Here is a 13,850-nt window from a genome sequence, read left to right as displayed (position 1 = left end):
GGTGGTTATTGCGTCGGGGTTCCACCTCTTCCCATTCCGAACAGAGAAGTTAAGCCCGTCTGCGCCGATGGTACTGCAATGCAATGCGGGAGAGTAGGTGGCCGCCTTCTTTAATATGAGAGAGCTTTGAAGAGAAATCTTTGAGGCTCTCTTTTTTTGTTCCCTTTTTTGTGGCTTCACTCTCAATTCTATCACCTTATTACTCCTCAACCTCCTCTCCTAAATCCTCTCTCAGCCTTCTTCGAGCGATGTTCACTATCCGCAAGAAAGTCATACTGATAGAGAGTAATTGCAGAAATACCACAAATGAGCCTCAATATTATTTTAGTGATTTCTACCAATCGTACCTCCGTTTTTAGTAAAACGTACCTCCGTTTCTAATAAAACGTACCTCCGTTTTTGATGAAACGATAGTACTTTTTGCTTAAAATGATAGTACTTTATATTTAGAGACAAGTATTTGGTCACACAAGCAGTAGTTTCTTACTGAAAAGTTGGACAAGTACTGAATGATGAAAGTGGTACGTGTGCAAGAAGAATTAATGCTGCAGCATGTAGTATTTAGGCTAAACACATGATGTATTAATGCAGAGCACCGATAATGTTGATGGTAGGTTGGATTGCTGAATGTTATTCTTATATAGGCGAGGAAAAGCTGAGATTTCAGTAAATTGTTGCTTTACAATGATTGAGATAACGTACAACTTCTGTTTACATCAACTTTAATAAATTTTTTTATAATCATGTTTGTATATTGAGTGAGGCTAAAGGTTGTAAAGTTTTAGTTATCCTCTCCCCAACTTTCTCCCTACTTCTCTCCGAACAATCCCTCACCGTCCGTAGGGGAGTAATGCTGATAGAGAGTAATTTCCAAGATATGTTGGATGCGCATCAAGAGTGTCTTACCTTAATAATCTTACGCCAATAAGACTTTATGAAAGCACCAAGATGAAGCACTTCTAAGACAGGATAAAATTTGTTTGCGAACAATTTTTTGAGTTTCTTGTGCTATGTGTTTAATTGCTCTTACCTATATAATATGCGAGACCAATATTCCATATACCTTGCAGACCATAGCCTAGCTCTGAAGTGAAGCGGAGGCGATGCCTTCCAAGTTCTATGCCAACAGGCGATAATTGGTAGGCAAGTCTCATTTTATTCTCTTTGATATTAGGAAAGTTGCTACTTTTTGATCTTAGTTGATAGTAGCTTATCCCCATCCCGACCTTTGAATATAGTGTAAAGTTCCTATTTCCGAGCCATGTGTAATGCACTTCTGGCATAACAGTCCATGCTTTACTCGATAATTTCAGTTCGTCATTAGGGAATATAGAGTAGAAAAGTCCTTCAAAAATAAGTCTGAAAGGGTTATCCTTCTCTTCTTCAGTCAATGGTCGATGTGCTCCTTTTGCAGCTGCTTCAGTATAGCTAATATCTGCTCCTACCGCCCATCTCTTATTCAGATGATAGATATATTCCATGTTAAGAGAGCTGCTGATATTCTGAAACGAAGAGAATAATGAAGCATCATCCTCAAGTTGAAACTGTTTAACGTAATTGTTTCTAACACTCTTCAAATGTGGCTCGTCCCCTAATCCGAAGCTCCATATTAATTCGTGTTTGGGTTGTTGAGCGTTCAACGAGAGAGCAATACCAGTTAATAGTAGTACTAAGAATCTTCTTTTCATATTGTGATGTAGATTTTAATTATATTACTGCAAAGGTAATAAAATTACAGCTCATCGTTATTTTTTGTTCCATCTTTTGTTTGATGTGTAGGTGTGAAGAATCGTAATAGAGGCTCTTCTCCGTTCAAGAAGAGCCTTTCCTTGCCTTTAAAGAGGCGTCTTCTTTGGTTGAAGAAGTGCCTTTCTGTATTAGTAATAGCTATTATAGGGAAGAAAAGCGTACCTAATATGTATGATTTTTTATTGTTTTTATGTGGTATGTATATGATGTTTAAGAAAAAAGCGTTACTTTTGTTAGTCGCATAATCATTAATATGATATACTTTATTAAACGATCCGTTGTATGGCTAAGACGTGCACAGTACTCTCGAGGGTTCGGTGTACAATCGCCTTGGGCATATAAGTTTATTCGTTATGTTGTGAATGAGCATTATCCATATTATAAGTATGCACAATTAAAGCAACAGGTCTATGGGATTGATAAGCGGGTTCGTAAACTTTGTAAACTCTATTTTCGTATATCTAATTTCCAGCAACCTCATAGCTTTATAGACTATCTTCCCTCCTCCTCCTGTTATAAGATTTATGTATTGACAGGAGCTAAGAATACGCTTTATCAGTCTATTTCTCAAGGGATAAGACCTGAAAAATACGCACAAATACTTGATAAGGTGGGTGATAATACAATCGTTCGTGTTAGTTTAAGAGGTAACTATCGTGAGTTTATTGATAAAGCAATCGAGTTACTCCCATCTACATCTGTCTTGATTCTAGAACATATAAAACGTGATAAAGAGACACGGGCATACTGGAAAAGGTTGATTGCTGACAATCGTACTGGTATAACCTTTGATTTATATTATTGTGGTTTAATCTTTCTGAATAAGTCCATGATAAAGCAAGATTACATTGTTAATTTCTAAAATGAAGCTATATACAAAGACAGGTGATGAAGGTATGACCTCCTTATGTGGTGGTAAACGAGTTTCAAAAGACGATATACGGGTAGAATCCTATGGAACTATTGATGAGTTGAATGCCCATATTGGATTGTTAAAATCGTATCTTCAATCATCTTCAATGAGTAATATTCGTAGTGGAGAACAGAATCAGCAAGACTTGAAGTCTTCGATTGTTTCTTTCTTAGAAGATGTTCAGAAGGAACTTTTTGTGATAGGTGGAGAGTTAGCAAAAGACAACTCAACTCTATCAAAACTACCTTCTGTAGCCTCCTTGGTTATAAGGTTAGAAGGAAAGATAGATGAGATGATGATGTCAATTCCAGCTCAACACGAATTCATTTATCCCGGTGGTAGCCATATGTCAGCCCAATGTCACGTTTGTAGGACAGTATGTCGTCGTGCAGAAAGACGTATTATCACACTATCTAAAATAGCTCAAATTCCTGAAAATATATTTCCTTTTATGAATAGATTATCAGATTATCTTTTTGTTTTGTCACGTTATTTAAACATAAAGACTGATAATAGTGAAAAAACGTGGGAAAATGCTTGTAGATAGGAAATAATATATTACTTTTGCACGAACTAAGAACATGTAAAAAAATAAGAATATGTATTGGACATTGGAATTGGCCTCTAAATTGGAAGATGCTCCATGGCCTGCAACAAAAGACGAGTTAATCGACTATGCTATGCGATCAGGTGCACCTCTTGAGGTTCTAGAGAACTTGCAAGAGATAGAAGATGAAGGAGATGTTTACGATAGCATAGAAGATATTTGGCCAGATTATCCTTCTAAGGATGATTTCTTATGGAATGAAGACGAATATTAAGACATTAAAGCAAGAAAAGGTTACTCATAGATAAGATGTGAGTAACCTTTTTTATTGCTCTAGAAGACTTTATACCATAAATAAAAATTGCCTTTGCTAGCAATAAACAGCTATATCCTCCGTTATAAAATCGTGTTTAAACGCTTATTTCTTATAATCATTCTGACGAGCTTAGCAGTAATTTCAGTCAAAGCACAGTTCGATCCGTCCTATAGTCACTATTGGGCTATGGAGCCGTCGTTCAACCCTGCAACTGTTGGAAAAGATAATAAATTAAATGTTATTGGAGCCTATGCTTTAGACTTTGCAGGCTATGAGCATAATCCAAATACTTTCTATGTGGGGGGGGATATGCCTGTTTATTTCATGAAACAATACCATGGCGTGGGTGTGTCAATATTGAATGATAAAATAGGAGCTTTCACACATCAACGGATAGCAGGACAATATGCTTTTCGTAAGAACTTATGGGGAGGAATGCTGTCAGCAGGTGTGCAAGTAGGTGTTCTGTTTGATAAGTTTGATGGTAGTAAGCTAGATCCTGCGGAGGCAAATGACCCCGCTTTACTTACAACAGAGGGTAATGGTAATAGTCTTGACTTAGGAGTAGGACTTTATTACACTCACAAAAACTGGTATACCGGAATATCTGTTCAGCATCTAAATGCCCCTTTGCTAGAACTTGGTGACAGAAACCAATTTCAAATAGATCGTACCTATTATTTGACAGGAGGATACAATATAAAATTGAGGAATCCGTTTCTAAGTATACCAATGTCTGTTTTGGCACGCTATGATGGTACTGCTTATCGGGCAGATATAACGGCACGTTTGGTCTATACGAATGATAAGAAAGTCCTATATGGGGGCGTCTCTTATAGTCCAACAAATTCTGTCACTGCTTATGTTGGTGGTACTTTTCATGGGATAAATGTTGGGTATAGCTATGAGATGTACACCGGTTCTGCAGCTCTTGGCAATGGTAGTCATGAGTTGTTTGTAAGTTATCAAACAGACATAAACCTTCAGAAGAAAGGTCGAAACAAACATAAAAGTGTAAGATTTCTATAAGAACGATATATGAAAACGAAGAAATGTATATTAACCATTTGTCTTAGCACCCTCTTTCTAGGCACTCTCACTGGTTGTTTTTCTGGTAAAACAGCATCAACGTCAGGTCGCGGTGGTGAGGTCACTGGTGTTGGAGGAGGTGGTAGCTTCCGTGAACCAACACCTTATGGTATGACCCTTGTAAAGCGTGGATGGCTGCACATGGGTTTAGACAAACAAGATTCTCTTTGGGGAAAGAAGACTCCAGTAAAGGATATATCTGTAGATGGTTTCTGGATGGATGAGACCGAGGTAACCAATTCCGAGTATAAGCAATTTGTAGAGTGGGTGCGTGATTCCATTCTTCGTACACGTTTGGCAGATCCTGCTTATGGTGGAGATGAAACCTATATGATTACAGAAGATAAGAATGGTGACCCTGTTAAGCCTCATATCAATTGGAATAAACGATTGCCACGAAAGTTCAATGAGGATGAGCAAAGAGCTTATGAAAGTATGTTTGTTACTAATCCTGTAACAGGGGAGAAGAGTCTTGATGCGAAACAGATGAATTATCGCTATGAGATTTATGACTATACAACAGCGGCTTTGCGTCGTAATCGTTTGAATCCACAGGAGCGTAATTTGAATACAGATATAAAGGTTGATCCTAGTGAAGTAGTGATGATTTCTAAGGATACAGCCTATGTTGATGATGAAGGAAACATTCACCAAGAAACAATCAACCGCCCATTAACAGGTCCTTGGGACTTCTTGAATACTTACATCGTTAATATCTATCCAGATACAACTTGCTGGGTAAACGACTTCCGAAACTCTGATAATGAGATATACTTACGTAATTATTTCAGCAATCCAACCTATAATAACTATCCAGTAGTGGGAGTTACATGGGAGCAAGCCAATGCTTTCTGTGCTTGGAGGACGGAATATCTATTGAAAGGATTAGGTCGTGAGGCTCGTTATGTACAGCGTTATCGACTGCCGACAGAGGCAGAATGGGAGTATGCTGCACGTGGAAAGAATCAAGACGAGTTCCCTTGGGACAACCAGAATGTTAAGAATGGCAATGGTTGTTTCTATGCTAACTTCAAGCCAGATCGTGGTAATTACACGAAGGATGGAAACTTGATTACAAGTAAGGTGGGCATTTATGGTGCCAATTCCAATGGTCTTTATGATATGGCAGGTAATGTTGCTGAATGGACAAGTACCGTTTATACTGAAGCAGGTGTGGATGCGATGAATGACTTAAACCCACAGTTAGACTATAAAGCTGCTAAAGAAGACCCTTATAGACTCAAGAAGAAGAGTGTGAGAGGTGGCAGTTGGAAGGATCCTGAGAGTTACATTCGAAGTGCATGGCGTACTTGGGAATACCAGAATCAACCGCGTAGTTACATTGGATTCCGTTGTGTTCGTAGCCTCGCAAGTTCATCTAGTGAAGCAGCAAAAGAGAATAAAAAAAGCAGTAAGAAAAGGAAAAGATAATGACACAGTATAGTAAATTCAACTTCATTTACCATCTACAAAAGTGGATGGATAGTGTCCCTGGACAAACATTCCTCAATTATGGTTATAGTTGGGGAGCATCAATTGTAATCCTTGGTGCCTTGTTTAAGCTTACTCACTTACCGGGTGCTAACATCATGCTATACCTTGGTATGGGTACTGAGGTTATAGTGTTTTTCCTCTCTGCATTCGATCGTCCGTTTGATAAAACAGATGATGGTCGTGAGCTGCCGACGCATGTTACAGATGAATACCTAGCTGGGAAAGAAGAGAATAGGTCTACTTCTTCAGCTGTGCAACCACAATATTCTGCGGTTTCATCAGTAGATGTTGAGCGTGTACAGCAGGCTATGCCATCTGCTGATGACATAGCAGCTGCAGTTGTTGGACAACAGAGTAAGGCTATTGCTGATGCTCAACAACAAACGCCAGAGATGGTAGAGGCACAAACAAATTACGTCTCTGCATTACAGAACTTGACAGAGATGTTGGGTAAGGTGAACGATCAGAGTCAGCGTCTTACACGTGATAGTGAAGAGATGGAGAACCTCAATCGTACTCTTACAGGTATTGCAAAGGTTTATGAAATGCAACTTAAGGGAGCAAGTCAGCAGATTGGTACTATTGATCAGATTAATGAACAAACCCGTAAGATGGCTCACCAGATAGAGCAACTTAATAGTATTTACGCTCGTATGATTGAGGCAATGACTGTTAATATGCGTGTTGCTGCACCAGGGGCGGCTACACAACAATCAACTCCTGAAAGCTTATAAACAGAAAGATGAAGGTAAGGGGAGGTTCCGTAAAAGATACTCTTCAATACTAATAAATAAGATTAATGGCTATTAAAAAGAAAAAGGTTAGCCCACGCCAGAAGATGATTAACCTCATGTACGTTGTCCTCATGGCAATGTTGGCATTGAATATCTCTACGGAGGTACTCAATGGCTTCTCTGTTGTTGAGGAGAGTTTGAATCGTACAACGAATAACTCATCGAAAGAGAATGAAGCGATCTTTGGTGAACTAGACCAAATGATGCAGAAGAATCCACAGAAGGTTAAGGAGTGGTTTATGATGGCATCGACGGTTAGAGAGATGAGTGATTCTCTCTATAATTATGCTCAGTCATTGAAGGTTGCCATTGTCCGTGAAGCAGATGGTGAAAAAGGTGATCCTTTGCACATTGAAGGTAAAGACAATCTGGAGGCTGCCAGTTATATAATGTTGAACCCTGCTAATGGGCAAGGGCGCAAGTTATACAATGCAATCAATAGTTATCGCAGTCGAATCTTACAGTTTGTAACAGATCCACAGCAGAAGAAAATTATTGCAAGTAACCTCTCAACGACAGTGCCGAAACACTCAATGGGAAAGAACTGGGAGGAGTATATGTTCGAGAATATGCCTGTTGCAGCTGCTGTAACATTGTTATCAAAGTTACAGAGCGACGTTCGTTATGCAGAAGGCGAAGTCCTGCACTCATTAGTGGCTAATGTTGGTTTGAAGGATTTACGTGTTAACAAATTGCAAGCATTCGTTGTTCCGAGTCAAACTCGTCTCTATCCAGGTGAAACCATGACTGCTCAAATGTTTATGGCAGCAGTAGATTCTACCCAACAACCACAGGTGTATGTTAATGGTCAACTAATTCAAGGGAATCAAGTGACCGTGAAAGCTGGCGCTCCTGGTAAGCATACTTTGAGTGGATACATGCTTATGAAGGATATGGCAGGTAATGTTTTGCGCCGTAATTTTGCACAAGACTATTGGGTTACTGGTGGACCACAACCTAAGCAATACATTAATCCTAGTGGTATGCAAAAGACACCTCCTTTCGATGGGATGGCTACAATTGCAGCTGATTTGATGAATGTATTGTATGCTGGATTTGATAATCCAATCACCATAAGTATTCCTAATACCTCTCAAAACGATGTACAGGCAACGATGTCAGGAGGTACACTTATTGCCCGTGGTGGCGGTCATTTCATAGCACGACCATCAGCAGTCGGCAGTCCTGTTACCATTTCTGTATCAGCCAAGGGGCGCAAGGTTGGTGCTTATCAGTTCCGTGTCCGTAAGCTACCAGACCCATCTCCTTACATTGCTATGGGAGGGGATCGCTTTAAGAGTGGACCATTATCTAAAGCAGCCTTAATGGGTGCTCCGGGTATTCATGCGGCTATTGATGATGGATTACTTGATATTCCGTTCACTGTGACAAGCTTCCGTGTTGTCTTCTTTGATAATATGGGTAATGCTGTTCCATTGGCTAGTAATGGCGCTTCCTTCTCATCTCAACAGAAGGAGCAGTTCCGTCAGTTGAGTCGTAACAAGCGCTTCTATATTACCAATGTTGTTGTTCATGGACCTGATGGAATCACTCGAACCCTCAATGGGCGCAACATGGAGGTTATTGTTCGATAACTATTTGTTAGACAAAACTAGCTGAATATAATATAGGGGATGGTCTTCTTTCCTCTCATAAAGATAAAACAAAGAAACAATGAAAAAGATATTTCTCATAACCTGTACGGTTTTCTTTGCACTAGCCATCAGTGCTCAGCCTGCTGCTAGACGTAACCAGCAAAGGGCGCAATCGCCTGCTAACACGATTACTACACGTGCGCAGATATCTTTCCCAACAGCTGCTCCTTTGCAAGAAGATGTTGTTTGGCGTCGTGATATCTATCGTGAATTGAAGTTGGATGAGGATGCGAATGCAGGACTCTATTATCCTGTTGAACCCGTAGGATCACAGATGAACCTTTTTACTTATATCTTTAAATTGATGATGAATGGTCCTAATCGAGGAGGGATTGCCGCTTATAATTATCGAATGGATGGTAACGAGGTCTTTACCGACTCTGCCCGTGTAAAGCCCTTGCAGTTCCTTGACAACTATCATATCTATTATGAACGCACCGACCATGGCATCCGTCTTGATAATAGTGATATTCCTTCGAGCGAGGTAAAAGGATATTATCTAAAGGAAAGTGCTTATTATGACCAAGGTACATCAACTTTCCATCGTAAGGTAGTGGCGCTTTGTCCAATCATGTATCGCGAAGATGACTTCGGAGATGGAGAGGTTAAATACCCATTATTCTGGGTTCGCTATGACGACCTTGCTCCTTTCCTCTCTAAGCAAACCATGATGACTAGCAACTTAAACAATGCTGCTACGATGAGTGTGGATGATTATTTCACGATGAACTTATACAAAGGAAAGATTTACAAGACCACCAATCTGTTAGGGAAGACGCTTGCACAATATTGTCCAAACGATTCTGCAATGGCTGCAGAACAGAAGAAGATAGAGCGTGAGCTTGCTGATTTTGAGAAGCATATCTATGGTGATCCAGCTCGTAAGGATAGTCTTGATAGTATTGCGGCAAGTCAAGATACAGCGAAAGCAAGCAAACGAACTGTTCGTGGTCGTCGTACAAGTTCCTCGACAAGTAGCGTTAGGCGCACACGTCGCCCATCTTCCAGTGGGAGTGCGAGCGTGTCTCCTGCACGAGTGACAGTTCGCCGTGAGCGTCATTAACATAGCTGTTAAATTTCTTCAATTAGGTAATAAAAGCCATTTGAGAACGATTAATGTATAGTCATTAGTTCTTTTATCATTAATATTTATGATTATGAAGAAAATTATTTCATCGGCTTTATTAGTCCTATCGTTTCTCTTCTCCATTCCTGTTCACGCTGACGAACCTTTGAAGTTTGGTGTAAAAGCAGGATTGAATGTGAGTGATTTCTACTTTGATAGTGAAGTCTTTGATAAAACAAATCAAGCTGGCTGGTTCATTGGACCAACGGTGAAATTCACATTACCCGTTGTTGGTTTAGGTATGGATGCTTCTGTTCTATACGATTATCGTGCTGCAAAACTCGATTATGCCACGATGACGCAGACTGTTAAGCAACAGCAGATTGCAATTCCAGTGAATGCTCGTTACTCTATCGGCTTAGGTAGCATGGCAAGTGTATTCATCTTTGGTGGACCTCAGGTTGCTTTCAACATTGGTGAGAAAGAATATCAATGGAACATGAAGAGTACATACGCTTTGAAGAATAGTAACTTCAGTGTCAACCTTGGTTTTGGTGTTACCGCATTTAAGCACCTGCAAGTGAGTGCGAATTACAATATTGCCTGCGGAAAGACAGGGCATGCAACGTGGAAATCAGCAACTGATGCTGCAACGTCTGTATTCAATAAGAAGAGTAGTCGCCACAACTCTTGGCAGGTGGGTGTAGCCTATTTCTTCTAGTCTATTTCGATATTTCTTCGCTGATTATTTGGCAGTTCTAAAGGAAAGTTATACCTTTACCGCCGTGAAACAATTAGCAATGACATATCAAGTGAACGAAGTACTGCAAAGAATTATCGAATTCTTTGCATCTTTTTGCACTTTATCTTTGGTCAATCCAAATAATTTGCTAACACACACATTCGCACCTAGCGTCTAATAACACATTTTTTCTTCTCGCATACGCGCGCGCGAAGCGTGCCGTAACCCCTGTAAACAAAGGACTTCTAGGAGTTTCCTTTGTTCGCTTTTTTATGCCCTTTTGTGAAGTAGATTTAGAGCAAAATAAGAACGAAATAACAGCTATTTTAATCAATAAACAAGTAGGATACGCTGACTCCGTATCCTTTAAAATTAAACGAAATGATGGTAATTGAAAGAAAGATTTATCAAAAGCCCCAGTGCAACATTGTTTGTACGGAGACAGAAGCTCTCTTGGTTCATGCTAGTGGTAATGCTGGTACAATTCAACCTGGTGTAGTAACGGGCGATGCAAAACGTAATTTTTTTAACGATGAAGAGGAAGACCAAGGTGGGACTTCTTGGAATAGTACGGAAAACGATTAAGAATTATCAGAAAGGAAAAGAAATGAATAGGTTTATGAAGAGAACGACTATTGGTTCAGTAATGCGAGGTATATGTTACGGCTTCGCAGCCTTATTGTTTGCTGCCAGCTGTGCGAATGATGACGTTGCACAGAATGAAAAGCAAAAGAAAGATAACACTCCTGCTGGCGCAACTGTCTTTACAGGCACTTCCCAGCCAGAGACAACAACACGTACAGCCATCCTTAACCACACAAAAGGCGCGGGTGCTTCTGTAAATTGGAGCAGCACAGACAAGATATGGGTAAAGGACGATGGAGGAAACTGGCGGCAAAGTGGAGCTGTAACATTCCCCTTTGCTACTAATAAGGCACAAGGAATGTTTGCCCTCTCTGGTACTTATACAGGTTCTACACACGATATTCTTTATACAAACAAGGCTGTTTCGGGGACGCAACCACAAGTAGAGATAAAGGCAACACAAACACAGTCTGCCCCAAACAACTTCGACCATGCTGGTGAATCGGGCGATTTTGGAATTGCCACAGCTAACAACTACAAATTCACCCTTAATCATAAGGCTGCCTATCTCTGTTTTATCCCTCGCTCAAGTAACCCATACGTAAATCGCAGTAAGCTGTTTAAGGTTGAGATTATGAGCGATGATGATATTGCGGGAACTTACAATATTGCTGCCAATGGAACTCTCACCCTCGCTTCGGGTGGTTCAAAGGCGATTACAGTAACCACTGGTTCAGGCTTCGCAATAGATAACTCTGCTGACGATATGAGCAAGAATGCAACCTACGCAGTCGTTGCTCCTGGTACACATACTTTCCGTATTCGCTATTGGCTTCGCAATACAACAGACAATCCAGATGGACCGATAGAGGGAACAGTCTCAAAGATTGTCACGCTTAACTGTACTGCTGGTTCAATTCAGGATATAACTGCAAATCTAGACCCGCATGATTATGATGGAGACCATTATTATATGTGGGATGCACAGCAGCAATATTGGTATGGTTACGAATGGACAAGACACTTGTCAGGAAATACAGGTCAGCCAACACTAAACAATAACAGTTCTCCAAATAAGCCCCAGAGTAACAGTGATGTGTCTCGTTGGTACAACGAGTATTATCCAGGTTATGGCGTAAGTAACCCTGCTACCCACACTTCATGTAAAGACCTTCCTAACGCCAACGAGATGTCTTGGTATGCAATGTACGGTGATCCACGTAGGGACGCAGATGAGCTATGGACAGCAATGGGTCACTTATACAAAGGCGGTATGTGGTTTAAGAAGAAGTCTGTGCTACTGGCAGAGGGTCATTACAACACAGAGAAATCTGCCGATGGTTCAACCGACATGCGTACAACATACAAGAGCTACCACAACAACAGCAGTAGTATCAACAATTCCGGTCTCCCATCCGCAGCCGATGCAGGCAATTACTTCTACCTGCCCGCCTTGGGTGACTACCACTCTGGTCAGCTGTTCGTCTTTGGCATCTACGGCAACTATTGGTCGTCAAGTGCTTACCCATGGGACAGCTACCGCGCGTACTACCTGTACTTCAGCAGTGGTCAGGTCAATGTGGACTACTACCCCCGCAGCTACGGGTTCAGGGTCGAGCCGTCGTTTCAGTAGTCCTCGCGCTTGCTCCTTTACCAGTGTCGCCCTCTAAAAGGCGACACCTTGGAAGCCGCTGTAAGGTGATTGAAATAGGATATAGAATAACGAGTCTCAAAGGTGTTAAACACTCTTGGCTGTAGGTGTTTAACACCTTTGATCAATAGTGTTAAACACTCTTGATGAAGAGTCTTAAACACCCTTGAAACGAAGTGTGGAATGCCAATGGAAGAGTTAGTTTTAACAACATATTTATAAACCATTTAAAAGTATAATGCTATGGTAGAGTTCGAAGTAAAATCAAAGAAACAAACAATCGGAAAGAAGAAGGGACAGACGGTGTACTATGCTGTGCCCAAGAGTAACCAACACATGACGCTTGATGCACTTTGCGACATGATTATGGACGAGACATCGCTCTCGCGTGGTGACGTGATGAACACGCTTATCACGTTGGGTAAGATGGCGTGCCGCTCATTGAAGATGGGTGCCAGTATTGACCTTGGCGACCTCGGTTCGCTTCGCATTTACTTCCCACCAAAGATGATGGACGACATGAAGGACGTGACAGCTGCCACGCTCAAAACTCCTAAGATTATCTTCACCCCTAAAGCTAAAATGCGTGAGGCTGCCCATGCTGCGGAGGTGTCTGTGGATAATCCAGCTAGAAAGAAAAGCCCTACCCCCGACCCCGAACCGAAAGAAAAGGAGAATAAAGAAGAGAATGGACCAGTGGCAGGGTAAAGCCCCACCCCCAAAAAGAAGCCTCCCCAAGCCCCTCCAAAGGAGGGGATGTCCTTATTGGATATAGTTTGAAACAACTAGAGATATGTGAGGGGGTTAAAGACATCCCCTCCTTTGGAGGGGCTTGGGGAGGCAGTACCACGGGAGCATTTTAGGTTGATTTAGGGTATCAATCGTTCTGTAATAAGACAATCGATTATATTAATTGTGAAATTAATGTCTTTCAAAACTAGTGTATTAATTTGGTTCTCTCGCTCCGTGGTACGGCCTCACCCCCAGCTAACGGGGTGAGGCTTTTGTGTGAGACAGAAGAACATGGGATTTAGAGACAAAATGACAGAAGAACATATTATTTAATGACATAGGCTCTGAAGACAGAGTAACATACGAACATAGGGGGATAGTAACATAGGGTTTAGACAGAAGGACTCTAAGTTTGCAGCAAGAAACTTAAACAGGGTATAATCCCCTTTAGGAAGCAAGGTTGATTCATTACCTTTGTTGTCAAAAGGAAGAACCAGCCTACAGGATAGGGAAACTA

General features: G+C 41.0%; 13 protein-coding genes and 1 rRNA gene. 13 read left to right on the top strand and 1 reads right to left on the bottom strand.

The genetic code is table 11. The features are described 5' to 3' along the window. Positions 1-110 (top strand): 5S ribosomal RNA (gene rrf / locus F0475_RS11545); the annotation flags it as partial. A gap of 906 nt (positions 111-1,016) precedes the next feature. Here rrf and F0475_RS11540 read toward each other — a convergent pair. Next, on the bottom strand, positions 1,017-1,688 hold the full coding sequence (locus F0475_RS11540) for a hypothetical protein (RefSeq protein ID WP_155716746.1): 672 nt from the start codon (positions 1,686-1,688) through the stop codon (positions 1,017-1,019). A gap of 314 nt (positions 1,689-2,002) precedes the next feature. On the opposite strand from F0475_RS11540, the gene F0475_RS11535 reads away from it, so the two are divergent. From F0475_RS11535 to F0475_RS11480, 12 genes are all read left to right on the top strand, one after another. Next, positions 2,003-2,611, top strand: a complete 609-nt coding sequence (locus tag F0475_RS11535) for a hypothetical protein (RefSeq protein ID WP_155716745.1) — start codon at positions 2,003-2,005, stop codon at positions 2,609-2,611. A gap of 1 nt (position 2,612) precedes the next feature. Next, a complete protein-coding gene (locus tag F0475_RS11530) occupies positions 2,613-3,209 on the top strand; it encodes a cob(I)yrinic acid a,c-diamide adenosyltransferase (RefSeq protein WP_155716747.1) in 597 nt (198 codons plus the stop codon). 52 nt (positions 3,210-3,261) lie between these two features. Next, complete coding sequence (locus F0475_RS11525; RefSeq protein ID WP_004337463.1) at positions 3,262-3,483, top strand: DUF2795 domain-containing protein; 222 nt, start codon at positions 3,262-3,264, stop codon at positions 3,481-3,483. A 132-nt stretch (positions 3,484-3,615) separates the two neighbouring features. Then, the gene (locus F0475_RS11520) at positions 3,616-4,554 is read left to right on the top strand and encodes a PorP/SprF family type IX secretion system membrane protein (RefSeq protein WP_314868896.1); all 939 of its coding nucleotides are present in this window, start codon (positions 3,616-3,618) and stop codon (positions 4,552-4,554) included. A 9-nt stretch (positions 4,555-4,563) separates the two neighbouring features. Beyond that, positions 4,564-6,045, top strand: coding sequence for a T9SS ring complex lipoprotein PorK/GldK (gene porK / locus F0475_RS11515; protein ID WP_009434689.1), 1,482 nt, complete (start codon positions 4,564-4,566; stop codon positions 6,043-6,045). After that, complete coding sequence (gene porL / locus F0475_RS11510) at positions 6,045-6,842, top strand: type IX secretion system motor protein PorL/GldL (protein ID WP_009434691.1); 798 nt, start codon at positions 6,045-6,047, stop codon at positions 6,840-6,842. Before porK ends, porL begins: the two co-directional genes overlap by 1 nt. Before the next feature lie 65 nt (positions 6,843-6,907). After that, positions 6,908-8,497 carry a type IX secretion system motor protein PorM/GldM gene (gene porM / locus F0475_RS11505; protein ID WP_155716743.1) on the top strand — a complete coding sequence of 530 codons (1,590 nt, stop codon included), beginning with the start codon at positions 6,908-6,910 and terminating at the stop codon, positions 8,495-8,497. Between the two features lie 79 nt (positions 8,498-8,576). Continuing rightward, positions 8,577-9,620 (top strand): type IX secretion system ring subunit PorN/GldN, encoded by a 1,044-nt coding sequence (gene porN, locus F0475_RS11500; RefSeq protein ID WP_155716742.1) that lies wholly within the window; start codon positions 8,577-8,579, stop codon positions 9,618-9,620. Between the two features lie 94 nt (positions 9,621-9,714). Beyond that, positions 9,715-10,344, top strand: a complete 630-nt coding sequence (locus F0475_RS11495; RefSeq protein ID WP_155716741.1) for a porin family protein — start codon at positions 9,715-9,717, stop codon at positions 10,342-10,344. Positions 10,345-10,746: 402 nt separating this feature from the next. Beyond that, positions 10,747-10,950, top strand: a complete 204-nt coding sequence (locus tag F0475_RS11490; protein WP_155716413.1) for a hypothetical protein — start codon at positions 10,747-10,749, stop codon at positions 10,948-10,950. A gap of 22 nt (positions 10,951-10,972) precedes the next feature. Beyond that, positions 10,973-12,583: a hypothetical protein gene (locus F0475_RS11485; RefSeq protein WP_155716740.1), complete on the top strand. Its 1,611-nt coding sequence runs from the start codon at positions 10,973-10,975 to the stop codon at positions 12,581-12,583. A 261-nt stretch (positions 12,584-12,844) separates the two neighbouring features. After that, entirely contained in the window at positions 12,845-13,309 is a 465-nt protein-coding gene (locus tag F0475_RS11480; RefSeq protein ID WP_155716739.1) for an HU family DNA-binding protein, read from the top strand. The last annotated feature ends 541 nt before the right edge of the window (positions 13,310-13,850 follow it).

Origin of the sequence: Prevotella vespertina (assembly GCF_009728485.1) — a bacterium.
In the GTDB taxonomy this organism is placed as follows: domain Bacteria; phylum Bacteroidota; class Bacteroidia; order Bacteroidales; family Bacteroidaceae; genus Prevotella; species Prevotella vespertina.
This window is presented reverse-complemented; position numbering and strand designations above follow the sequence as displayed.